Raw genomic sequence first — 22188 nt, 5'->3', positions numbered from 1 at the left:
GGCAAAGTGCGAACGGGACGTGCTCGAGCGCTTCCCAATCACCGCCAGATAGGGTGCCGGGCGGATGAATACAACAAATGCGGGGTTCAGGAAAAGCTAAAGCGCGTCGCATCAATTTGATTCATGCGACGCGCTTGAGCCCTTTGTTTTTATGCATGTCGTTGTCCCGGAACCGCTGCACACTTCCGGGGGACATGCATTAGGCCGGGCGGTTATCCCGCCCGGCCCGATCATGTTGTTCTGCCTGTTTAGAGATGCCGGTTGGAAAGACGTTTGCGGTGCAGTTCCTCGGCATTCGGCAAGGCATCCTTTGGCAGGCCGAAAATCTGGCCAGGGCGGATGCGGTCGGGATCGATGATCTTGTCCTCGTTGGCGATGTAGATCGTCGTGTAGCGCACGCCGAGGCCATAGGTCCGGCGCGAGATCTGCCACAGCGTGTCGCCGCGGCGAATGATGACCGCGGCGTTGTCGGCTGTCAGCGGCGCCTGTTCGATCGTCTTCGGCTGGTTGCCGGCAGCCTCGTTGGCAGCCGGTGCCGTGGATGCGGGTGCGGCCGGCGCTGGTGCTGCGGTGAGTTCGGCGATCAGCGCGCCGAGCCGGTCGAGCGCGGCGCCGACCGACTTCGCGTCCTGAGGCAGCCCCTGCAGGATTTTCAACGCATTGGAAGCGGTCTCAGAGGCAGCGCCGGAGGCTTGCTTGAGGGGGTCGGAGGCATCGGCGGCCGGGCGGAAGTCGACGAGCGAGCGCAGCGCGAATTCCGTCGCCGAGCGCGCCGCCGCAAGCTGTTCGGCGCTAGGCAGCTTGCCATCGGCAAACAGTCCCTTCAGTAGGCCGAACGCCTTGCCCGCTTCGGCCTTGAGCTTGCCGAGTTCGCCTTCGTCGAGCGGCACCATCGAGGAAGCGCCATTTCGATCGGCGGGGCCGACTTGAGCGGCAACCCTCACCTGATCGCCCGCCGGGCGATTGAAGTTCACCGCGGCGCGAACAATCACCTTGCCCGTGGGATCGACGACGTCGACGCGGATCTTATGGTCGCCGACCGAGAGGGCCATCACGCCGTCGATAATGAAATGTCCGTCGGCACCGGCCGTGTCCTGGCCGACGAGGTTGTCGTCGGCATAACCGAGGACCTTGGCGTTGGCGCGCGCCGTGCCGGCGATGAAGATCTTGTTGCCCTCGATCTCGACGGCGTTGACCATCACATCAGGCGCCGTGGCCTTGTCGGCTTGTGCCGCGCCGGAAACGGCCGCGGCTGTGTCCGCGCCGCCTGCGGAGGCATCGGCCAAGCCCGGCGTCTGCAACGCCAGCTCACCGGTCGGGGCAGCGGTTCCGGCAGGAGCATCGCCCGCTGCCGGCTTGTCCGCAGGCAGCGCCGGATTGGAGGCGTCGGCGACTTCGGTTCCGCCCGTCGGCGCCGTGATGATGCGGCTTGCGGTGCCGGGCTTGGAGACCATGGCGAGCAGATTGGCGCCATTGCCGTCCTTTGGCACCGAAACGGTCGCGACCTCTTCGGAAAGCGTGGTATTACCATCCTTGTCTGTCACCTTCAGCACGAGCTGGTGGTCGCCCGCCGGAAGCGGATTGTCGAGGACGGCGGCGAAATCGCCGCTCGGACCGACATCGGCAGTCGTCACCACCTTTTCACCGTCGAGCACTTCGAGCTTGCCGTTCGGCTCGGCGGAACCGGCGATGACGGTCGAACCGTCAGGCTCGACGCGCAGGACGTCGAAGGCGGGAAGTTTCGGCCCGGCATTCGCCGCCGCAGCGGCGGGCTGGGGCGCGCCGGTCAGCGCAGCCTCGGCCCTGGCGATTGCGGCAAGCGCATCGGTGATGTTTTCAGGCAGCGACTGCACGATGGCGAGCGCCTTGGCGCCACCTTCCTTGGCCTTCGTGGCAGCGGCTTGCGTTGCGGGATCGACGCCCTCGGGAATGGTGAAGCCGGCAAGTGCGGTGAGCGCATTGATCGTCTTGGTCTTGGCGGCGGTGAAGACTTCGACGGCCGGGCCTTTGCCGTCGGCAAACAGCGCCTTGAGCTCGCCGAGCGCCACGCCGGCATCGGCCGTAAGGCGGCCCAGCTGATCAGCTACCGCAGCCGGGGAGCGTGATGTCTTTGCCGCTTCATTAACCGTGTTCTTGAGGTCCGTGCTAGCCTGATTGATGGCGTCGCCGACCTTGCTTGCATCGCCGCTGATGCGCGGCATGACAAAGAGCACCATCAGTAGGATTGCGGATACGAGCACTGCAAGGGCCAGCAAGCCGGCACGGTTCTTCATCATTATGTCTCCCAAGACGGCAATTTGCCGTAGTATCCAAAATTGCTAGCGATTCCCGTTGCTTTTCACAAGCATTCAAAGCAATTAGGCAAGCTAGGCTCGGTGCTTTTCAGTCAATTTTCTTGACTGCATTGAAATGAAATAGTTGTTTCGCCTCCATGACCGAACAATCTGTATCGATTCGATCCATCTGCGTTTACTGTGGCTCAAGGCCCGGACGCGATCCTTCCCACATGGCGGCCGGGCGCGCTCTCGGAAGAGAGATCGCCGAATACGGCCTGCGCCTCGTCTATGGCGGGGGTACCAAAGGCATCATGGGCGCGGTTGCAAGCGGGGTGCTTTCAGGCGGCGGTCAGGTCACGGGCATCATCCCGGAGTTCCTGATCGATATGGAAGCGACTCGCCATTCGCTCGGTCAGCTCAACGAACTCATTGTAACCCCTGACATGCATGCGCGCAAACATACGATGTTCGAGCGCTCCGATGCCTTCGTCGCGCTGCCCGGCGGCATCGGCACGCTGGAGGAGATCGTCGAGATCATGACCTGGGCGCAGCTCGGCCGTCACGAGAAGCCGATGGTCTTTGCCAACATCAACGGTTTCTGGGATCCGATGATGGAACTGCTGCGCCATATGACCGAAGAAGGTTTCCTGCACACCGCCCACCGGGTGCAGCCGCTCATCGTCGATGACGTGTCCGGCATCATTCCGGCGATCATGGCCCAGGCAGCCCAGCTTGCCGCCGATCGCGACGGCGAGGACGCGGTAATTTCGAAGATGTAAGGGGGCACAGGCCGGCGCCTCAGCGCCCGCGGCTTCCCTTCAGCATCGACCAGCTATAGAAGAACAGCCCGGCCCAGATCAGCGGAAAGGCGATCATGCGCGCCGTGCTCAGCGGCTCGCGAAAGGCGAAGACGGCGATCAGGAAGATCATCGTCGGCGCGATATACTGCATGATGCCGATCGTCGAAAGTTTCAGCAGCTTTGCGCCGTTGGCATAGACCATCAGCGGCACGGCAGTGACGACGCCGCAGCCGAGCAGCATGGTCGTATCGGCAAGGCCGGTGCGGTAGAAATGGCCGAGGCCGCTGCTGAATTCGAGATAGAGGATGTAGATGAGGGCCGGCCCGCTGAGGATCAGAACCTCCAGGAAGAAACCCTGATTGGGTCCGAGCGGCAGTGTCTTGCGGAGCAGGGCATAGAAACCCCAGCTGACGGCCAAAGTCAGCGCCACCCACGGAATACCGCCGCTGTCGAAGGCGAGAATGGCGACGGCAATTGCGGCAAGCGCGATCGCCGCGATCTGCAGCGGCTGCAGCTTCTCCTTGAGGAGCACTGCGCCGAGAAAGATGCTGAACAGCGGATTGATGAAATAGCCAAGTGCTGCATCGAGCGAGTGGCCGGCCCCAATCGCCCAGACATAGGTGCCCCAGTTGACGGTGATCAGCGACGCAGTCAGCGCCCCCATGGCGAGCATGCGCGGTGAACGCAGTGCTGCGCTGATATCTCCGGTGCGCCCGAGCAAAATCAACACTATGCCGGCCAGCGGCAGCGACCAGACGATGCGGTGGGCGATGACTTCGGCCGGCGGGATATGCGCCAGCGCCTTCATGTAGAACGGCAGGAAGCCCCAGAGCAGATAGGCCGTCAGCGCGAAGGCAAAACCGCGCGGACTGTCTTCGTTCTTGGCCAGCGGAACGGATATATCGGTCGACATCGGCGTGTTTCCATCTTTGTTCTTCTTCTGATCCGGCCTAGCTTAAGCGCCGTGAATAGGCCAATTCATTTCGTTGAATGAAGAGTGAGAGGATTTGAAGCGGAAACGCATGCGCGGAAGATGACGGCATCCGCCGCCTTGCAGAACCGGCGGAACAGGTTCATTCCGCCGCGATCTTGCCCGCCAGTTGCCGGTTCTTCATCAGCTTGTAGATCACGGAATCCATCAGCGCCTGGAACGAGGCGTCGATAATGTTCTCGGAGACGCCGACCGTCCACCAGCGCACGCCGTCGCTATCGGTGGATTCGATCAGCACGCGGGTGATCGCCTCCGTGCCGCCATTGAGGATGCGCACCTTGAAATCGGCGAGCACCAGATCGTCGATCTCGTGCTGGTATTTGCCGAAATCCTTGCGCAGCGCCAGGTCGAGCGCGTTGACCGGGCCTTCGGCATCGGCAACCGACATCAGCGTCTGGCCGTCGATAGTGATCTTGACCACCGCTTCCGAGACGATTTTCACGCGGCCGAGACTGTCGAAGCGGCGCTCGATCATCACCCGGAAGCCTTCGATGGTGAAGAATTCCGGGATGGTGCCGAGTGTGCGATGCGCCAGGAGCTCGAAGCTCGCATCGGCGCCCTCATAGGCATAGCCGATGGATTCACGTTCCTTGACGATCGAGATCAAGAGGTCGAGCTTCGGATCGTCCTTGGCAACGGTGATGCCGCGCCGCTTCAGCGCATTGATGAAGTTCGCCTTGCCGCCCTGGTCGGAGACCATGACCTTTCGGAAATTGCCGACGCTTTCCGGCGGCACATGTTCATAGGTCTTCGGGTCCTTCAGCAGCGCCGATGCGTGGATACCGGCCTTGGTGGCGAAGGCGGAAGCGCCGACATAGGGCATCTGGTGGTCGGGCGAGCGGTTGAGCAGCTCGTCGAAGGCATGCGAGAGTCGGGTGAGGTTGAGCAGCCGCTCCTCGTCGATCGCCGTTTCGAACCGTGTGTTATAAGCGCTCTTCAGCGCCAGCGTCGGGATCAGCGTCACCAAATTGGCATTGCCGCAGCGTTCGCCGATGCCATTCAGCGTGCCCTGGATCTGCCGGACGCCGGCTTCGACCGCAGCCAATGAATTGGCGACAGCCTGGCCGGTGTCGTTATGGGCATGGATGCCGAGACAGCGGCCGGGCACGCCTGAAGCGATCACCGCCTCGACGATGGCGCGGATCTCCGGCGGCTGCGTGCCGCCATTGGTGTCGCAGAGCACGACCCAGCGGGCGCCGCTATCAAAGGCGGTCTTGGCGCAGGCGATCGCATAAGCCGGGTTGGCCTTGAAGCCATCGAAGAAGTGCTCGCAATCGACGATCGCCTCCTTGCCGGCGCCGACCGCTGCCTTGACGCTTTCGGCGATGCATTCGAGATTTTCCTCGTTGGTGCACCCGAGCGCCACCGCGACATGGTAATCCCAGCTCTTGGCGACGAAACAGATGGCGTCGGATTTTGCCTGCAGCAGCCCGGCAAGGCCCGGATCGTTGGAGACCGAAACGCCCGCCCGCTTCGTCATGCCGAAGGCGACGAAGGTCGCCTGGCTGGTGCGCTTCTCGCCGAAAAAGGCGGTGTCGGTCGGATTGGCGCCGGGATAACCGCCCTCGATATAATCGAGGCCGAACTCATCCAGCATGGCGGCGATCGCAATCTTGTCCTCGACGGAAAAATCGATGCCGGGCGTCTGCTGCCCGTCCCGGAGCGTCGTGTCGAAGAGGTAGATTTTTTCCTTGGTCACCAAAATGCCTCCCAGGCATTGACTGTTTTTATGCCGGGCTTTCCCCTCGGCCCTGCCCATAAGGAGAAAGATGCCCGGCAGGGCAGAGGGGGATTGCCACGGCGTGTCGCATCAATCCAACTTCCCGGCGAACTTGTCAGTCGCCCGGATCAGCCGATCGAGAATTCCGGGTTCCGAATAGGCATGGCCGGCACCTTCGATCAGGTGGAACTCCGCCTTCGGCCAGGCCTTGTGCAGCAGCCAGGCATATTTGGCCGGGCAGGGCATGTCGTAGCGGCCATGCACGATGACGCCGGGAATATCTTTGAGCCTGTCGGCGTCGCGGATCAGCTGTCCCTCGTTCATCCAGCCGGCATTGACGAAGAAGTGGTTCTCGATGCGGGCGAAGGCATAGGCGAATTCCGGCTCCTCGAATTTGCCGCTTGTCGAAGGTTCCGGCAGCAGCGTGATCGTTTCGCCTTCCCAGATGCTCCAGGCCTGCGCGGCCGAAAGGCGCACGTTTCTGTCCGCATGCGTCAGGCGGCGATGGTAGGCATGCATCATCTCATGCCGCTCTTCCGGCGGGATCGGAGCGATGAAGCGCTCCCATTTTTCCGGGAACATCTCCGAGACGCCGAACTGATAGTACCAGTCGAGTTCGGCTTTGGTCAGCGTATAGATGCCGCGCAGGATGAGCTCGGAGACGTGCTCCGGATGCTTTTCGGCATAGGCGAGCGCCAGCGTCGATCCCCAGGAGCCGCCGAATACCTGCCAGGTCTCGACGCCGGCCATCTCTCGCAGCCGCTCGATATCGGCGACGAGGTCCCAGGTCGTGTTGGCATTCAGCTCGGCATGCGGCGTCGACCGGCCGCAGCCGCGCTGGTCGAACAGCGTGACGTCGTAGAGAGCCGGATCGAACAGCCGGCGGTGGGCCGGCGAGAAGCCCCCGCCCGGGCCGCCATGCAGGAAGACGGCGGGCTTGGCGCCGGGTGTTCCCGACCGCTCCCAATAGATGACATGGCCGTCGCCGACATCGAGATGGCCGGATTCATAGGCTTCGATTTCGGGATAGAGAGTGCGCAGGATTTCGGTCATATCTTCACGCCTTTTCCGGGCCAGACCTGGGTGTCGTGATCGGGATGCTGAAAGGAGATGATCGCCTCCTGTCGGGCATAGAAATCCGGGTCTTTCAGCACCGGCGCCTCGAAGATCGTCTCGACCCAGGGCAGGCGGGCGTCGTAATTGACCTGGATCTGCGGCGCGAGATCACCGCGGTCGTCGAACGTGCCGATCGCAAGCTCCAGGCCACCAGGATGACGATAGGTCATCGGCGTGCCGCAATTGCTGCAGAAGCCGCGGGCGATATTAACGGAGGACTGAAAGTAGCTCGGCTCGCCGCGCGTCCACTCCATTCCTTCTTCGGGTGCCGTGACCAGCGCGGAAAAGAAGCCGCCGAACTGCTTCTGGCACATGCGGCAATGGCAGATCGAGGGTCGCCCCAGCTTGCCTGAGATGCGGAAGCGCACGGCGCCGCACTGGCATCCGCCTGTTCTTATCCTGTCCGTCATGGGCGTTCTCCGAGTGGCCAGCTTTCCGTGTCGTGATCCGGGTGCTGATGATTGCTTGCAGCGATCGCGTTCTCGCGGTCGGGCGTTTCAGGCTGCGGCTCCACCGGCAGATTGTCGATCGCGTGAAACCAGGACATCTTGCGGCCGGTGCTCGATTGCATCACCGGCTTGACCGCATCGGGCTCATCAAGCGAGCCGAGCGTGATGTTGATGAAGTCAGCGCCCGGGATGTCGTAAAACAGCGGCGTGCCGCAGTCGCCGCAGAAGCCGCGCCGCACCAGATCCGAGGACCGGAACCATTTCGGCGCGCCGCGCGTCAGCTCGAAATCCTCCCGCATGGCTGCCGCAAGCGGCAGGAAATAGTTGCCGGCCGCCTTCTGGCACATGCGGCAGTGGCAGATATGGGGATAGCCGAGTTCGCCACGGGCGCGATAACGAACCGCGCCACATTGGCATCCGCCGGTCTGCTTCTTAGTTTCGCTCAAGCGCGATCCTCCGGTGGCCAGACCTGCGTGTCATGGTCGGGATGTTGATAGGAAACGAGTTCGTGCAGGAAGGAGCCTGCCGTCAGATCAGCCTCGGTCCGCTCTCCCGGCAGTTCGTGCAGGTGATCGACGAAGCCGATCTTGCCTTCCACGCCCCATTGAATGGTCGGCGGCACGGACGACGGATCGTCGAAGGCGCCCGCCGCAATCGCCATTCCGTCTGGCGCTTCATAGGTCAGCGGCGTGCCGCAGTCCCCACAGAAGCCGCGCTCGACGACATTGGAAGAGCGGAACTTTTTCCGCTTCCCCCGTGTCCACTCGAACTCAGCGCCGCGCACCGAGACGAGCGGCGCATAATAAGCCCCGAACGCTTTCTGGCACATGCGGCAATGACAGATCGACGAATCCTTGAGTTCGCCGCTGACACGGAAGCGGATCGCTCCGCACTGGCAGCCGCCGGTATAGATGGTCATGGCAGGTTCTCCCGCAGCGACATCGAGGAGAAAAAGAAAACCCCTCCCAACCCTCCCTTCAAGGGGGAGGGCTCTCTCGTGGCGTCGTCTTCGTTTCCGTCTGGTGTGCCGGCGTAGCCCCTCCCCCTTGTGGGGAGGGATTGGGGAGGGGTCTTACGACCAGGCACCACTCTCACCGCTTCACCTCCCACGTCGTCACCCGCTCGCCCGTCACCGGGTCCTTGCCGTCCTTCAGCTGAATGCCCTTCGCCGTCAGCTCGTCGCGGATCTTGTCGCCCTCGGCAAAATTCTTCGCCTTCAGCATTTCGAGACGCATGGCGACCAGCGCATCGACCGCGGCGGCGACGGCTTCGTCAATTTCGGTCTTCTTCGGCAGCACCCCGAGGAGGGCAGCCGTTGCGGCAAACCGGGCGCCGGCGGCAGCATCGGTATGGGCGGCCTGCGCCAGCGCATGCAGGGCCTGCACCGCTGCGACGGTATTGAGGTCGTCCGCCAGCGCGTTCAGCACAGCCTCGTCCGGCTTGGCGTCGCCGGCTTCCGCCGCCGGCCATTTGGCGAGCAGCCGTTCGGCCTCTTCCAGCCGCTTGATCGAGAAATCGATCGGCTCGCGGTAATGCGTCATCAGCATGGCAAGCCGCAGCACCTCGCCCGGCCATTGACGGCCGCCGAAGACCTCCGTGTGCAGCAGATCGTGGATGGTGACGAAATTGCCCTCGGATTTCGACATCTTGCGGCCTTCGACCTGCACGAAGCCGTTATGCATCCAGACATTCGCCATCACCTCGGTGCCGTGGGCGCAGCGCGACTGGGCGATCTCGTTTTCATGATGCGGGAAGATCAGATCCAGCCCGCCGCCATGGATGTCGAAGACATCGCCGAGATAGCGCTTGCTCATCGCCGAGCACTCGATGTGCCAGCCGGGCCGGCCGCGGCCCCAGGGGCTCTCCCAGCCGGGCTCGTTATGGCTCGACAGTTTCCACAGCACGAAATCACCGGGGTTCTTCTTGTGCGCCTCGACCGCGACGCGGGCGCCGGCCTGCTGCTCGTCGAGCGGACGTTTCGACAGCTGGCCGTAATCCGCCATGGACCTCGTGTCGAACAGCACTTCGCCTGCCGCTGCATAGGCATGCCCGTTGCCAATCAGCCTCACGATGATCTCGATCATCTCCGCGATATTGTCGGTGGCGCGTGGCTCGACATTCGGCACCAGGCAGCCGAGTTCGGCGACATCGGAGTGATATTGCGTCTCGGTCGTTTCGGTCACCGCTCGGATTGCTTCGTTGAGCGGCAAGCCAGGATGATCGCGCAACGCTCGCGCATTGATCTTGTCGTCGACATCGGTGATGTTGCGGGCATAGGTGACGTGATCTTCGCCATAGACATGGCGCAGCAGCCGGAACAGCACGTCGAAGACGATAGCCGGCCGGGCATTGCCGATATGGGCGAAATCATAGACCGTCGGGCCGCAGACATACATGCGGACATTGTCCGGGTCGATCGGCGCAAAGACCGACTTTTCCCGTGTCAGCGTGTTGTACAGCTTCAGTTCCGGCGTGCGGCCCATTTCACTCTCCCAAATGCACGATCAGAAAAATATTGCGACCCGCAGGCCAGGGCGTTTCGCATCTTGACTATTGGGGAGACGAAAACGGCCGGGCCAGCGCGTGCGCTAGCGAATAATCTTTCCGCAGATAATGCAGATAACCGTTTTCATGCCGCGTTTTATGGCGCGGGAATGACGTTTGGTCAAGAGGGGCGAGGAACGATCCGGCGGCTCGGCGCGTCCGCCATTTTCCCGGCACATATCGCTTGTAGCCGGTCGAGAGGCTGCTGAAAATAGGGGAGGAATGAGTGGGGAGCGTGGTTCGGTGGAGTGTCGGAGCGGCCGCAATTCTGGTGGTCGCATCCGCTGCATATTTAGCGTACGATTTCGGCATGCTTCGCTTCAACAATCCATCCCTATCGCGGTATCCGATCCAGGGCATCGATGTCAGCCATCACCAGGGCGACATCGATTGGAAGACGGTGGCGGAGCAGCCGAACATACGCTTTGCGATCATGAAGGCGACCGAAGGCGGCGACCACCGGGATTCGAGGTTCGCGGAGAACTGGCAGCGTGCCGGCGATGCCGGAGTGGTCAGGGGCGCCTATCATTTCTTCACTTTCTGCCGCCCGGGCAAGGATCAGGCGCAGAATGTCCTGGCGACCGTGCCGAAGACGCCGGGAACATTGCCGATCGCGGTCGATCTGGAGTTTGTCGGCAATTGCAACAAGGTCCCGACGCTCGAGGAAATGGCGACGGAGGTGAATGCCTTCTTCACCGAGCTGAAAGCCACCTTTCCGGAAAGGCCGATCTTTTACGTCACCCAGGAATTCTTCGATCACTATTTGAAAGGCAATGAGGCCCGCTTCCCCGAGCATTACCTCTGGCTGCGAAGCATATTCAAGGAGCCGACGCAGGAAGGCTGTGGCCGCTGGTCGATCTGGCAATTTGCCGACAACGGCACGGTAAACGGCATTCAGGGGGCGGTGGATCTGAATGCGCTCTGCCCGTCGGAAACCGGCTTCGCTCACCTGTTTCCGGCCGTTGCATCGAACTGAGGCGTCGATCTATTCCGGCAGCCGATAATCGGCGAGCTTGTTTTCCCGCACGATGAACAGCTTGCCCGTTTCGGTCACGCCGGGGCCCAGAAGCGGCAGGATCGCCTTGGCGACCTCGGAAGGGTGCGGCAGCGTCTGCGGATCTTCGCCCGGCACGGCCTGCGCCCGCATGGCGGTGCGGGTCGCGCCCGGATCGACGCTGGTGATGCGCAGCGGCGTCGACTGTGTCTCGCCGGCCCAGGTGCGGGTGAGCGCCTCCACAGCAGCTTTTGATGCGGAGTAGGCGCTCCAGAAGGGGCGGCATTTGTGCGCGGCCCCCGACGACAGGATGACGGCGCGGCCGGCATCCGAGCGGGCGAGCAGCGGATCGACCGAGCGGATCAGCCGCCATGTCGCCGTCACGTTGATGGTCATCACCTTTTCGAACACCTTCGCCTCGATGTGGCCGATCGGCGAGATGACGCCGAGCACGCCGGCATTGGCGACGAGGATGTCGAGCCTGCCCCAGCGCTCGAAGATCGAGCCGCCGAGCGCATCGATCGCGTTCATATCGGCGAGATCGAAGGGCACCAGGGTCGCGCTACCGCCGACCGCCTTGATCGCATCGTCGAGATCCTCGAGCCCGCCGACCGTGCGGGCGCAGGCAATGACATGGGCGCCGGCTTTGGCAAGTTCCAGCGCAGTGAAATAGCCGATGCCGCGCGACGCACCGGTGACGAGTGCGATCTTGCCCTCAAGATTGATGTTCATCTGTCCGGTTCCGGATTGGCTTGCGAAGGTGAGGGGCGCAATGAGGCCCCTCGGAAGCGAAAGTCAAAGTGGCAAGCGGCTCAGCCGTTGCTGGCAAGCATCGAAAGCTTGTTGCCCATGGACTCGCCGTTCTTGTCGAGCAGACGGGTCGGGTAGTCACCGGTGAAGTAGTGGTCGGTGAATTGCGGGCGGGCCGGATTGCGGTCCTCGCCGCCGACGGCGCGATAAAGTCCGTCGATCGACAGGAAGGCGAGCGAATCCGCGCCGATATACTTGGCCATGGCTTCGACATCGGCATATTGGTTGGCGAGCAGCTTGTCGGCATCGGGCGTGTCGATGCCGTAGAAATCCGGGAAGAAGATCATCGGGCTTGCGACGCGGAGATGAACTTCGCGCGCGCCGGCTTCGCGGATCATCTGCACGATCTTCAGCGACGTTGTGCCGCGCACGATGGAGTCATCGACCAGCACGACACGCTTGCCTTCGATCATCGCCCGGTTGGCGGAATGCTTCAGCTTCACGCCGAAGGCGCGAATCTGCTGCGTCGGCTCGATGAAGGTGCGGCCGACATAATGGTTGCGGATGATGCCGTACTCGAAGGGAATGCCGCTTTCCTGCGCATAACCGAGCGCCGCAGGTGTGCCGCCGTCCGGCACCGGAACGACCACCTCGGCCTCGACCGGCGCTTCCTTGGCAAGGTTCATGCCCATGTTCTTGCGTGTCGTATAGACGTTGCGGCCGCCGACGACCGAATCCGGCCGGGCGAAATAGACATATTCGAACAGGCAGAGGCGCTCCGGCTGCGGCTTGCCGGGCTTGCGGGCATCGATGCTGATCGAGCCGTCGGGCTGGATTTCACAGATGATGACTTCGCCGTTTTCGACATCGCGGATGAACTTCGCGCCGATAATATCGAGCGCGCAGGTTTCCGAGCAGAAGATTGGCTTGCCGTCAAGTTCGCCCATGACAAGCGGGCGGATGCCGGTCGGATCGCGCGCGGCGATCAGCTTGGTGCGCGTCATGGCGAGCATGGAATAGCCGCCTTCCATCTGGCGGATCGCATCGATGAAACGGTCGGAGGTGGACGCGTGACGGGAGCGGGCGATGAGATGCAGCACGACTTCCGTATCGGAGGTCGACTGACAGATGGCGCCGGTGGCGATGATCTGGCGGCGCAGCGTCAGGCCATTGGTGAAATTGCCGTTATGGGCAACGGCGATACCGCCTTCTTCCAGTTCGGCAAAGAGCGGCTGCACGTTGCGCATCGCCACTTCGCCTGTTGTGGAGTAACGGGTATGGCCGATCGATATGCTGCCGGGCAGGCGGGCGAGCGTCATCGGATTGGTATAGTGATCGCCGACGAGACCCATATGGCGCTCCTGGTAGAAGCGCTTGCCGTCGAAGGAGACGATGCCGGCCGCTTCTTGTCCGCGATGCTGCAGGGCATGCAGGCCGAGAGCCGTGAGTGCGGCGGCATCGGGATGTCCCAGAATTCCGAAAACGCCGCATTCCTCATGCAGTGTATCTCCGTCGAGCGGATCGTCGGTCGGGAAGGAATGGGACTGGTTCATTTCTGCGGGCCTCTGCTCTCACAAGAATGGATCGGCATTTCCAGTATCATATATCGGAAACTGATCCGATAACGTCATGCTGAACGACATCCGCTTTCAAAGCCCGCTCGCCGGCTCTGAAACGGCTGAGGTCCGGCGGAGCTGAATGCCCGGCCGGACCCTTATTTCACGTCCCGCTCAAATGGCAATTGCCGAACGGCGGGTCAAGGTCTTGAACACTGTATCAATTCGTCCGCTGCTGTGTGCCGCCTGCAGGCGCGTCTTCCGCCGGAGCCTGATCGGTAGCCGGTGTGGTGCCTTCGCCGCCCTGTGCCGGCGACTGCATCTTATCACGGAAGCTTGCCTCGATCATCTGGGCAAATTGCTCCGGCAGGACGGCCTTCAGCTTCACGACCATCGAGTCCAGGAAGGGTTTCGACTTGGCGTCATTGACCCAGGCCGGGCGGTGGTCGACATCGACGAGCCAGTTCCAGAAAGCGACGGCGACGACCATCAGCAGCAGGCCGCGCGCCGCGCCGAACAGGAAGCCGAGCGTGCGGTCGAGCGCGCCAATGCGGCTGTCGATGATGAAATCGGCGATCTTCATGGTGATGAAGGAGATGACGATGAGTGCGATCAGGAAGACGACCGCGGCCGAACCGGCGATCGCGATGCGGTCGTCATCGGTGTATTTCTTGGCATAAGGCAGCAGGTACGGATAAAGGTAGTAGGCGGCGGCGGCCGAGCCGCCCCAGCTTGCGATCGAAAGGATCTCGCGGGAGAAGCCGCGGACCATCGCCAGTACGGCGGAGAAGAGCACGACGCCGATGACAATACCGTCAAAAATCGTAATGGGCATGTAAATTCAACTCCAGGACTGCCGCTTGGCGGCCGTGTCGTGCCTTATCGTGTGCTTCCTATATCATCACCGTTCCCGGCAATGAAAGGATCAAACCTCGTCTTCCACACGCAGCGCTCCCTTCGATCCGGCGATGCGCGCGACCAGATCCGGCAGGCTTTCGACCTCGTTCCATCGCCCGCCTGAACCCTTCGGCAACTCGGCGGAGGCGGAAGGAAGCAGCGCTGTCGAAAAGCCCAGCTTCTCGGCTTCCTTGAGGCGCTGGGCGGTGTGCGCAACCGGTCGGATAGCGCCCGACAGGCTGACTTCGCCGAAATAGACGCAATCGGCGGGAAGGGCAATACCGGCCAACGAGGAAACAAGCGCCGAGGCGACGGCGAGATCGGCCGCCGGTTCTGAGATGCGGTAGCCGCCGGCGACGTTGAGATAGACGTCGTGCTGGCCGAGCCTGACGCCGCAATGGGCCTCCAGCACCGCCAGGATCATCGAAAGCCGGGCCGAATCCCAGCCGACCACGGCGCGCCGCGGCGTGCCGAGTGAGGTCGGCGCCACAAGCGCCTGCACCTCGACGAGCACGGGCCGCGTGCCTTCCATGCCGGCGAAGACGGCCGCACCCGGTGATTTTTCGTTGCGCTCGCCAAGAAAGAGTTCGGACGGATTGGCGACTTCGCGTAAACCTCTGTCGGACATTTCGAACACGCCGATCTCGTCGGTCGGGCCGAAGCGGTTCTTGACTGTGCGCAGGATTCGGTAGTGATGGCCGCGATCGCCTTCGAAATAGAGCACCGCATCGACCATGTGCTCGACGACGCGCGGCCCGGCGATCTGCCCGTCCTTGGTCACATGCCCGACGAGCACCATGGCCGCACCCGTCTGCTTGGCGAACCGGATCATCGACTGCACGCCGGTGCGCACCTGCGTCACCGTCCCCGGCGCGGATTCGGCAAGCTCGCTCCAGAGCGTCTGGATGGAATCGATAATGACGAGATCAGGACGTTTGCCTTCGGCGAGCGTCGCCAGAATATCCTCGACATTGGTTTCGGCCGCCAGCATCACGTCGGTATCGGCTGCCGCAAGACGCTGCGCCCTCAGGCGAACCTGCGCCACCGCCTCCTCGCCGGAGACGTAGATGATCTTGTGGCCGCGCCGCGCAAGGGCCGCGGCCGCCTGCATCAGCAGCGTCGATTTGCCGATGCCGGGATCGCCGCCGATCAGCACCGCCGAGCCGCGCACAAAACCGCCGCCGAGCGCCCGGTCGAGCTCCGACATGGCGGTGTGGATTCGGGGCGCTTCCTCGATCTCGCCCGAAAGCGCCGTCAGCGTTACAGGACGGCCCTTCTTCGGCGTCTTGCCGGGGCCGGAACCGATGCCGCCCATCGGATCTTCTTCGACAATGGTATTCCACTCTCCGCAACTGTCGCATTTGCCGGCCCAGCGGTTGTGCACCGCGCCGCAATTCTGGCAGATGAACTGTGTCCTGGCCTTCGCCATCAATCGCTCTTTCGGTCGAGTTGCCCAGATGAAGCCGACGCGTGCTTCATCGAATCATTGTCGTGCTTGAGATAATGGCTATCGCGACGGATCAAAAGTAATGATTTCCCCATCAGCGTTTGCCGTGCCTATGCTTTTCGTTCCTGCTCATCCGGAACGGTAGAAGATGTTCGATTATTCGCTTGCGCACTGGCTTGCATTTTTGTCGGCGGCGGTTTTGCTCAACCTCTCGCCAGGCCCCGACATCGCCTTTATCCTCGGCCACACGATGAGAGGCGGGAAACGCGCCGGTTTTTCGGCGCTGTTCGGCGTCTGGTCGGGTGCCTGCTTGCACGTTCTGATGGCGGCACTGGGTCTTTCGGCCGTGCTGGCGGCCTCGGCCGTCGCCTTTTCCGCCGTCAAATGGGTTGGTGCGGCCTACCTCGTCTGGTTAGGCATTCAGGCTTTGCGCGCCGGGGGCGGTGACGGCCTTATGAAGGCAGCGCGCGAACAAATGCCGGTCGGAAAAATCTACCGGCAGGGTGTCCTGGTGTCGCTCCTCAATCCGAAAGTCGCGATATTCTTCCTGGCCTTCCTGCCGCAATTCGTGGTCGAAGGCGCAGGGCCGACCTGGGCTCAATTGATGCTCCACGGCGGGTTAATCATAGGCGTCGCTGCATTCATCGAGCCGCCGCTCGTCCTTCTCGGCGGGCGCCTCGCAGACATCCTTAAAAATAATCGCAAAATCGAGCGGTGGCTCGATCGCGGCCTCGGCGCGCTTTTCGTAGCGCTCGGCGTGCGTCTCGCGCTCATCAGCCACTGACGGACAAACACTACTCTTCGGCTACATAGCGCCGTTCGTGGCGAAGCCCCATACTGGTCAGAATCTCATATCCGATCGTTCCTGCCGCGCGTGCCACCTCGTCCAGAGCCATATTCTTTCCGAACAGCTCGACATAGTCCCCGGCTCGCACCGCGTTTTCAGGCAGATCGGTGACGTCGAAGATCGTCAGATCCATGGTGATCCGGCCGGCGACCGGAACCTTGTGTCCGGCGATGAAGCCATGTCCGCCCTGCGGCACAGCCTGGCGCAGCGGCACGCCGCCGCTCGACTGGCTGCGCATATAGCCGTCGGCATAACCGGCCGAGACGATCGCCAGCCGGCTGTCGCGGCGCAACTGCAGCGCCCGCCCGTAGCTGACGCTCTCACCGGCTTCGACGCTGCGCACCTGGATGACGCGCGCCTCAGCGGTGGCGACCGGGCGCATCGGGTTCGCCATGCCGAAGACAGCTTCGCCGCCATAGAGCGCGATGCCGGGGCGGGTCAGGTTGAAGTGATAGTCCTCGCCGAGAAAGATGCCCGCCGAGGCGGCAAGGCTTGAATCGATTCCTTCATAGGCGGCGGTAACCCTGCGGAATGATTCGAGCTGTTGCCGGTTCATGACGTGGGTGGGATCGTCTCCGCAGGCGAGGTGGCTCATGACAAGCACCGGTGCGAAGCTTGCCGGCCGTGAGACGTCGTCAGCAAGCGCGATCGCATCGTCGATACGCAGCCCCAGCCGGTTGAAGCCGGTGTCGACATGCAGCGCGCAAGGGTAATCGCCATAATCGGCAAGCACCGCCATCCAGAAGGCGAACTGCTCGTCGGAGGAAATCACCGGCACCAGGTCATTGTCGAAGAAGCGCCGTTCCGTGCCCGGCCATATGCCTGCCAGCACGAAGATGCGCGCATCCGGCGCATAGAGGCGAAGTGTCACGCCCTCATCGACGGTCGCGACGAAGAAATCCCGTGCGCCTGCCGTGTAGAGCGCTTCGCCGGCATCCTCGATGCCAAGGCCGTAGGCATCGGCCTTGACAACGGCTGCGGCGCGCGCGGCGCCCGAGCGGCGCGCCATGTCGCGCCAGTTTTCCGTCAGCGCGCTGAGGTCGACGGTCAGCCGCAGACCCGCCGAGGCAAAATTGTCGTCGTCTGAGGCGTCCAGAAATTCGCTCATGATCCCCGTCGAAAAAGAGGCCGGAGAAGGATTCTCCGGCCAGTCTAAAGCTCAACCCTGTCGAGGGAAAGGCCGAGGCCGGATGACAGCCGCACCGTGATCAATGCTCTTCATCGTGATCAATGCTCTTCATATTGTATGAAGGAGGGATCGGCGAGATCGGCAAAACGCGTGAATTCCGCCTGGAAGGCGAGCTTCACCGTGCCCGTCGGCCCGTGACGCTGCTTGGCTATGATGACGTCGGCCGTGCCCTTCACCTTGTCGAACAGCGCTTCCCATTCCGGATATTTCGGATCGTGGGGATCGCGCGGCTCCTGGTTCTTGACGTAATATTCCTCGCGGAACACGAAGAGCACGACGTCGGCGTCCTGCTCGATCGAACCGGATTCACGAAGGTCGGAAAGCTGCGGCCGCTTGTCGTCGCGGCTTTCAACCTGACGCGACAGCTGCGACAGCGCAATGATCGGAACGTTGAGCTCCTTGCCGAGCGCCTTCAGGCCGGTGGTGATCTGGGTGATTTCCTGGACGCGGTTGTCGCTTGACTTGCCCGAACCGGTCATCAGCTGCACGTAGTCGACCACGAGCACGTCGAGGCCGCGTTGACGCTTGAGACGGCGCGCGCGCGCCGAAAGTTGGGCGATCGAGATGCCGCCGGTCTGGTCGATATAGAGCGGCACCTTCTGCATCATCATCGAGCAGGCGACGAGCTTTTCGAAATCGGCATCGTTGATGTCGCCGCGGCGGATCTTCGAGGAGGAGACTTCCGTCTGTTCGGAGATGATACGGGTTGCGAGCTGTTCTGACGACATTTCGAGCGAGTAGAAGCCGACGACGCCGCCATTCTTGGCCTTCATGCTGCCGTCCGACTGCACTTCTCCCTCGTAGGCGGCGGCGATATTGTAGGCGATGTTGGTGGCAAGCGAGGTCTTGCCCATGCCGGGGCGTCCGGCGAGGATGATCAAGTCCGAACGCTGCAGGCCGCCCATCTTGGCATCAAGCGAATGGATGCCGGTGGAAATGCCGGAAAGGCCACCGTCGCGTTCCTTGGCGACGGCCGCCATGTCAATGGCGAGCGCCACCGCATCGTTGAACGACTGGAAGCCGCCATCATAACGGCCATTTTCGGCGAGCTCGAACAGCCGGCGTTCGGTATCCTCGATTTGCGACTGCGGTGGCATGTCGAGCGGCGCGTCATAGGCGATGTTGACGACGTCCTCGCCGATGGTGATCAGCGCCCGGCGCAGCGCCAGATCATAGATCGCCCTTCCGTAATCCTCGGCGTTGATGACGGTGACCGCATTGCTGACCAGGCTTGCAAGATATTGCGAAACCGTCATGTCGCCGACCTTCTCGTCGGCCTTGAGGAAGGTCTTGATCGTCACCGGGTTGGCGATCTTGCCCATGCGGATGATGTCGCCGGCGACCTCGAATATCTTCCGGTGCAGCGGTTCATAGAGATGGATCGGCTTGAGGAAATCCGACACCCGGTAATAGGCGTCGTTGTTCATCAGGATGGCACCCAGAAGCGCCTGCTCGGCTTCGATGTTGTTGGGTGCTTCGCGATAATGCTGCTCCGAGGGAGCAACGGCTGCAATCTTTCTTGCGGCGTCGTTCATCATCATCCGTTCTGTCTTGTTCCAACTCCGGATTTGCAATTCCGGATGGAGAAAATCAAGGGGCTGCAAAGGAGCGGAGGCCCGCATCGCCTTAATCTCGAACGCTGTGCACGTTGTTCGACTTCTCCACAGTCCTCAGCGACACAAGCGAGAAATACCGGAAGTGTCACCCTGAGGACACGGCACGGAGCCGACTCAGCTCATTCGTTCCGGAGATGGACATGGTAACGCGATGACATCGGGCACGCAGCAAAAACATCGGGAAATCCCCCGGTAAAAGGTGATCTCCCCGGTTGTTTCCCATCAAGCGGACGAACGAAAAAGCCCGGCGCAACGGCCGGGCTTCCTGTCGCGGATTGTGTCCGGCGAACCTTATGCTTCGTCTTCGTCGATGCCGTCGGCTTCCGGATCGAAGAAATCTTCCGGACGCAGCGCGTCTTCGTCGACGCCGTAGATCGCGTCGACCGAGGTGAGTTCTTCGCCCTTGGCCTGGCGCTCAGCCTCTTCGGCGGAACGGGCAACGTTCAGCTCGACATGGATTTCGACTTCGGCATGCAGCTGCAGCTCGACCTTGTGCAGGCCGATCGCCTTGATCGGCGTGTTCAGGTGCACCTGGTTGCGGCCGATGTTGAAGCCTTCGGCGGCGAGAATCTCGACGACGTCACGGGCAGCGACCGAGCCGTAGAGCTGGCCGGTTTCGCCGGCGGAGCGCACAACGATGAAGGACTTGCCGTCGAGAACGTCGGCGACCTTCTGGGCTTCCGACTTGCGCTCGAGGTTGCGGGCTTCAAGTGTCGCGCGCTCGGCTTCGAAGCGGGTCTTGTTGGCGGCGTTGGCGCGCAGCGCCTTGCCGAGCGGCAGCAGGTAGTTGCGGGCAAAGCCGTCGCGAACCTTTACGGTTTCGCCCATCTGGCCGAGCTTGGAGATGCGTTCGAGAAGGATGACTTCCATTTTCTTTTCCTTTCTTGTGTCTCAGATTTTCGTATCGGATTGCTTCGGGGTATCGGCATCTTTCGTCGGGGTCAGCGCGATCGCCTTGCGCGTATCGCTAAGACCCACGACCAGGATGAGGAGGGCTGGCAGCAGCATGAGCATCGAAGCCAGGTAGCAGAGGATGAGGGCCGGCAAACGCCAGTCCTTGCCGCGCGTGCGGAAATGCAGCGAGGCGAATCCGGAGAGCATGAAGCCAGCGCCGAAAGTGCCGATCACGGTTGCGCCGATCAGCGCCGGAACGCCGCCGAAGAAGCAGGCGGCAAGCCCGGCGAGGAAGATGAAGATCGAGTTGCGGTTCATGCGCAGCGACGAGGGAATGTCCTCGCGGGGGCGAAGGCCGCGGCCGGATGCTGCGACAATGCGCACCGCGAAATAATAGGCAGCGAACAGCATCGTCACCCATATGCCGCCCTGCAAAGCCGGCAGCATCAGCAGGATCACCGATTTGGTCTGCGCGGTCGCCGCCGGATCCGGCATGAATTCCGGCTGCTGCTGCTTGACCGAGGCAATCAGCAGGTCGACGATCGAATCGGTGATCTCGGGCCCGTAGCCGATCATCACACCGATGACGATGACGGCGAACGTCACCAGGCCGCAAAGATGCAGCAGGATATCGGAGAGCGGATACCAGGCGAGCAGGTGGTCCGGACCGCCGAGTTCGGATGCGGGGCGGGCGAGATTGGCGAGGTGGCTGAGCCAGCCGGCCGGCAGCAGCGTCACCAGCGTCATGATCAGCGCGAAGGAGGGCGAGATGAAGACCGCGCCGAGTGCAGCTGCAGTGACGACGGCCACAATGGCGGCGACATTGCCCCAGCCGAGCCCGACAAGCAGGATCGGCAGTGCCGAAGCAGTATAGAGGAACGCACTAAAAAACGACGGCTGCACGCTCGCGCCCAGCACCAGCAGGGCAGCGGTCAAGCCGGCGAGTGCGCCGGTCAGAAGCGTTTTAAGATCCAGTCGTTTCAAGGTCGCTGTCCTGCTTCATCAAGCAGTTAGAGGATGTTGCTGAATCGAATTCAGAAACGTCTCAACATGGGTTTTAACAGTTCCGATCCGCGCCCATCGCGGAAGGGAGCAACCCCCGGATCAGAAATCCGGGGGTCACATATTCTATTAGGCGACGACGTACGGCAGCAGGCCGAGGAAACGGGCGCGCTTGATCGCCTGGGCGAGTTCGCGCTGCTTCTTCTGGGAAACGGCCGTGATGCGGGACGGAACGATCTTGCCGCGCTCGGAAATGTAGCGCTGCAGCAGGCGGACGTCCTTGTAGTCGATCCGCGGAGCGTTTGCGCCGGAGAACGGGCAGGTCTTGCGGCGGCGATGGAACGGGCGGCGGACCGGTGCGGAGGAAGCTTCAGACATTCTTATATCTCCTTATGCACGGTCTTCGCGGGGGGCGCGATCGGGACGCGGACCACGCTGGAAGTCGCCGTCACGGCGCGGCGGACGATCACCGAATTCGCGGCGCGGGCCACGGTCGCCGCCTTCACGCGGGCCGCGGTCGTCGCGGTCGCGCTTCTGCAGCATGGCAGACGGGCCTTCTTCGTGCTTTTCGACGGCGATGGTCATGTAGCGAAGGACGTCTTCGCTGATGCGCATCTGGCGTTCCATTTCCTGGATCGCAGCAGCCGGGGCATCAATGTCCATCAGCGCATAGTGCGCCTTACGGTTCTTCTTGATGCGGTAGGTGAGGGACTTGAGGCCCCAATTCTCGATACGCCCGACCTTGCCGCCGTTTGCTTCGATCACACCCTTGTACTGTTCTACGAGGGCATCGACCTGCTGAGCGGAAATATCCTGCCGGGCAAGGAATACATGTTCATAAAGAGCCATGACAGCTTTGCCTTTCTTGCGTTTGGTTCAACCCGGTATTCGGCGGCTAAGCCTCAACGACTGCTCCTGATTGGGCTGACCCAGGCAAGAAAAGCGTTTCCGAGACGGTCGAGAGCGGAGACACGGGAGGCTGGAACGCTTCCGTTCCGAACGATTTCCGAGAGGAAACCGGCCCTCCGTTCAGCCACCAGCCAGAAGACCGGGCTAACGAACAGGCGCGCTTATACGGATTTTTGCGCGAAACGCAAGGG

General features: G+C 62.1%; 21 protein-coding genes. 3 read left to right on the top strand and 18 right to left on the bottom strand.

The features are described from left to right. Positions 1-248: 248 nt before the first annotated feature. Entirely contained in the window at positions 249-2276 is a 2028-nt protein-coding gene (locus GGI60_RS09580; protein WP_183915112.1) for a LysM peptidoglycan-binding domain-containing protein, read from the bottom strand. 155 nt (positions 2277-2431) lie between these two features. Here GGI60_RS09580 and GGI60_RS09575 point away from each other — a divergent pair, with 155 nt between their 5' ends. Then, entirely contained in the window at positions 2432-3055 is a 624-nt protein-coding gene (locus GGI60_RS09575; RefSeq protein ID WP_183915110.1) for a TIGR00730 family Rossman fold protein, read from the top strand. Between the two features lie 19 nt (positions 3056-3074). Here the strand turns inward: GGI60_RS09575 and rarD are convergent, their stop codons facing one another. From rarD to cysS, 7 genes are all read right to left on the bottom strand, one after another. Next, entirely contained in the window at positions 3075-3989 is a 915-nt protein-coding gene (gene rarD, locus GGI60_RS09570; RefSeq protein ID WP_183915108.1) for an EamA family transporter RarD, read from the bottom strand. A 160-nt stretch (positions 3990-4149) separates the two neighbouring features. After that, the gene (gene cimA / locus GGI60_RS09565; RefSeq protein ID WP_183915106.1) at positions 4150-5766 is read right to left on the bottom strand and encodes a citramalate synthase; all 1617 of its coding nucleotides are present in this window, start codon (positions 5764-5766) and stop codon (positions 4150-4152) included. 111 nt (positions 5767-5877) lie between these two features. Then, entirely contained in the window at positions 5878-6840 is a 963-nt protein-coding gene (gene pip / locus GGI60_RS09560; protein ID WP_183915104.1) for a prolyl aminopeptidase, read from the bottom strand. Continuing rightward, positions 6837-7313, bottom strand: coding sequence for a GFA family protein (locus tag GGI60_RS09555; protein ID WP_183915102.1), 477 nt, complete (start codon positions 7311-7313; stop codon positions 6837-6839). The genes pip and GGI60_RS09555 overlap by 4 nt, the downstream gene beginning before the upstream one ends. After that, positions 7310-7798 carry a GFA family protein gene (locus tag GGI60_RS09550; RefSeq protein ID WP_183915101.1) on the bottom strand — a complete coding sequence of 163 codons (489 nt, stop codon included), beginning with the start codon at positions 7796-7798 and terminating at the stop codon, positions 7310-7312. The genes GGI60_RS09555 and GGI60_RS09550 overlap by 4 nt, the downstream gene beginning before the upstream one ends. Then, positions 7795-8271 (bottom strand): GFA family protein, encoded by a 477-nt coding sequence (locus GGI60_RS09545; protein ID WP_183915099.1) that lies wholly within the window; start codon positions 8269-8271, stop codon positions 7795-7797. Before GGI60_RS09545 ends, GGI60_RS09550 begins: the two co-directional genes overlap by 4 nt. 172 nt (positions 8272-8443) lie before the next feature. After that, positions 8444-9835 (bottom strand): cysteine--tRNA ligase, encoded by a 1392-nt coding sequence (gene cysS, locus GGI60_RS09540; RefSeq protein ID WP_183915097.1) that lies wholly within the window; start codon positions 9833-9835, stop codon positions 8444-8446. Between the two features lie 287 nt (positions 9836-10122). On the opposite strand from cysS, the gene GGI60_RS09535 reads away from it, so the two are divergent. After that, positions 10123-10872, top strand: coding sequence for a GH25 family lysozyme (locus GGI60_RS09535; RefSeq protein WP_183915095.1), 750 nt, complete (start codon positions 10123-10125; stop codon positions 10870-10872). A gap of 9 nt (positions 10873-10881) precedes the next feature. On the opposite strand, the gene GGI60_RS09530 is transcribed toward GGI60_RS09535, so the two are convergent. From GGI60_RS09530 to radA, 4 genes are all read right to left on the bottom strand, one after another. Continuing rightward, positions 10882-11622 (bottom strand): SDR family NAD(P)-dependent oxidoreductase, encoded by a 741-nt coding sequence (locus GGI60_RS09530; RefSeq protein ID WP_183915093.1) that lies wholly within the window; start codon positions 11620-11622, stop codon positions 10882-10884. 80 nt (positions 11623-11702) lie between these two features. Continuing rightward, on the bottom strand, positions 11703-13193 hold the full coding sequence (purF, locus tag GGI60_RS09525) for an amidophosphoribosyltransferase (protein WP_183915091.1): 1491 nt from the start codon (positions 13191-13193) through the stop codon (positions 11703-11705). Between the two features lie 223 nt (positions 13194-13416). Next, positions 13417-14031 (bottom strand): CvpA family protein, encoded by a 615-nt coding sequence (locus GGI60_RS09520; RefSeq protein ID WP_183915089.1) that lies wholly within the window; start codon positions 14029-14031, stop codon positions 13417-13419. Between the two features lie 90 nt (positions 14032-14121). Beyond that, positions 14122-15522 carry a DNA repair protein RadA gene (radA, locus tag GGI60_RS09515; protein ID WP_183915087.1) on the bottom strand — a complete coding sequence of 467 codons (1401 nt, stop codon included), beginning with the start codon at positions 15520-15522 and terminating at the stop codon, positions 14122-14124. Positions 15523-15688: 166 nt separating this feature from the next. Between radA and GGI60_RS09510 the strand changes: the two genes are divergently transcribed. Beyond that, positions 15689-16324 (top strand): LysE family translocator, encoded by a 636-nt coding sequence (locus GGI60_RS09510; RefSeq protein WP_183915085.1) that lies wholly within the window; start codon positions 15689-15691, stop codon positions 16322-16324. Between the two features lie 10 nt (positions 16325-16334). Here GGI60_RS09510 and alr read toward each other — a convergent pair whose 3' ends face one another. The 6 genes from alr to rpsF all read right to left on the bottom strand — a co-directional run bounded on the left by alr (position 16335) and on the right by rpsF (position 21937). Then, positions 16335-17495 (bottom strand): alanine racemase, encoded by a 1161-nt coding sequence (gene alr, locus GGI60_RS09505; RefSeq protein WP_183915083.1) that lies wholly within the window; start codon positions 17493-17495, stop codon positions 16335-16337. A gap of 119 nt (positions 17496-17614) precedes the next feature. After that, positions 17615-19111: a replicative DNA helicase gene (locus tag GGI60_RS09500; RefSeq protein WP_064692681.1), complete on the bottom strand. Its 1497-nt coding sequence runs from the start codon at positions 19109-19111 to the stop codon at positions 17615-17617. Between the two features lie 372 nt (positions 19112-19483). After that, positions 19484-20062 (bottom strand): 50S ribosomal protein L9, encoded by a 579-nt coding sequence (gene rplI / locus GGI60_RS09495; protein ID WP_183915081.1) that lies wholly within the window; start codon positions 20060-20062, stop codon positions 19484-19486. Between the two features lie 21 nt (positions 20063-20083). Beyond that, a complete protein-coding gene (locus GGI60_RS09490) occupies positions 20084-21070 on the bottom strand; it encodes a DUF2232 domain-containing protein (RefSeq protein WP_183915079.1) in 987 nt (328 codons plus the stop codon). A gap of 147 nt (positions 21071-21217) precedes the next feature. Next, on the bottom strand, positions 21218-21466 hold the full coding sequence (rpsR, locus tag GGI60_RS09485; RefSeq protein ID WP_004680498.1) for a 30S ribosomal protein S18: 249 nt from the start codon (positions 21464-21466) through the stop codon (positions 21218-21220). Between the two features lie 12 nt (positions 21467-21478). Then, a complete protein-coding gene (rpsF, locus tag GGI60_RS09480) occupies positions 21479-21937 on the bottom strand; it encodes a 30S ribosomal protein S6 (RefSeq protein WP_004680499.1) in 459 nt (152 codons plus the stop codon). Between the last annotated feature and the right edge of the window lie 251 nt (positions 21938-22188).

The organism is Rhizobium lentis, from assembly GCF_014200175.1.
Classification (GTDB): domain Bacteria; phylum Pseudomonadota; class Alphaproteobacteria; order Rhizobiales; family Rhizobiaceae; genus Rhizobium; species Rhizobium mulingense.
The sequence above is the reverse complement of the archived record's forward strand: the minus strand, read 5'-3'. Positions and strand labels throughout refer to the sequence as shown.

What these genes read in the sequence shown, in the direction of transcription:
- GGI60_RS09580 (WP_183915112.1), bottom strand. Translation starts at nt 2,276, where the DNA reads ATGATGAAGAACCGTGCCGGCTTGCTGGCCCTTGCAGTGCTCGTATCC.
- GGI60_RS09575 (WP_183915110.1), top strand. Translation starts at nt 2,432, where the DNA reads ATGACCGAACAATCTGTATCGATTCGATCCATCTGCGTTTACTGTGGC.
- rarD (WP_183915108.1), bottom strand. Translation starts at nt 3,989, where the DNA reads ATGTCGACCGATATATCCGTTCCGCTGGCCAAGAACGAAGACAGTCCG.
- pip (WP_183915104.1), bottom strand. Translation starts at nt 6,840, where the DNA reads ATGACCGAAATCCTGCGCACTCTCTATCCCGAAATCGAAGCCTATGAA.
- GGI60_RS09555 (WP_183915102.1), bottom strand. Translation starts at nt 7,313, where the DNA reads ATGACGGACAGGATAAGAACAGGCGGATGCCAGTGCGGCGCCGTGCGC.
- GGI60_RS09545 (WP_183915099.1), bottom strand. Translation starts at nt 8,271, where the DNA reads ATGACCATCTATACCGGCGGCTGCCAGTGCGGAGCGATCCGCTTCCGT.
- cysS (WP_183915097.1), bottom strand. Translation starts at nt 9,835, where the DNA reads ATGGGCCGCACGCCGGAACTGAAGCTGTACAACACGCTGACACGGGAA.
- GGI60_RS09530 (WP_183915093.1), bottom strand. Translation starts at nt 11,622, where the DNA reads ATGAACATCAATCTTGAGGGCAAGATCGCACTCGTCACCGGTGCGTCG.
- purF (WP_183915091.1), bottom strand. Translation starts at nt 13,193, where the DNA reads ATGAACCAGTCCCATTCCTTCCCGACCGACGATCCGCTCGACGGAGAT.
- GGI60_RS09520 (WP_183915089.1), bottom strand. Translation starts at nt 14,031, where the DNA reads ATGCCCATTACGATTTTTGACGGTATTGTCATCGGCGTCGTGCTCTTC.
- radA (WP_183915087.1), bottom strand. Translation starts at nt 15,522, where the DNA reads ATGGCGAAGGCCAGGACACAGTTCATCTGCCAGAATTGCGGCGCGGTG.
- GGI60_RS09510 (WP_183915085.1), top strand. Translation starts at nt 15,689, where the DNA reads ATGTTCGATTATTCGCTTGCGCACTGGCTTGCATTTTTGTCGGCGGCG.
- alr (WP_183915083.1), bottom strand. Translation starts at nt 17,495, where the DNA reads ATGAGCGAATTTCTGGACGCCTCAGACGACGACAATTTTGCCTCGGCG.
- GGI60_RS09500 (WP_064692681.1), bottom strand. Translation starts at nt 19,111, where the DNA reads ATGAACGACGCCGCAAGAAAGATTGCAGCCGTTGCTCCCTCGGAGCAG.
- rplI (WP_183915081.1), bottom strand. Translation starts at nt 20,062, where the DNA reads ATGGAAGTCATCCTTCTCGAACGCATCTCCAAGCTCGGCCAGATGGGC.
- rpsR (WP_004680498.1), bottom strand. Translation starts at nt 21,466, where the DNA reads ATGTCTGAAGCTTCCTCCGCACCGGTCCGCCGCCCGTTCCATCGCCGC.
- rpsF (WP_004680499.1), bottom strand. Translation starts at nt 21,937, where the DNA reads ATGGCTCTTTATGAACATGTATTCCTTGCCCGGCAGGATATTTCCGCT.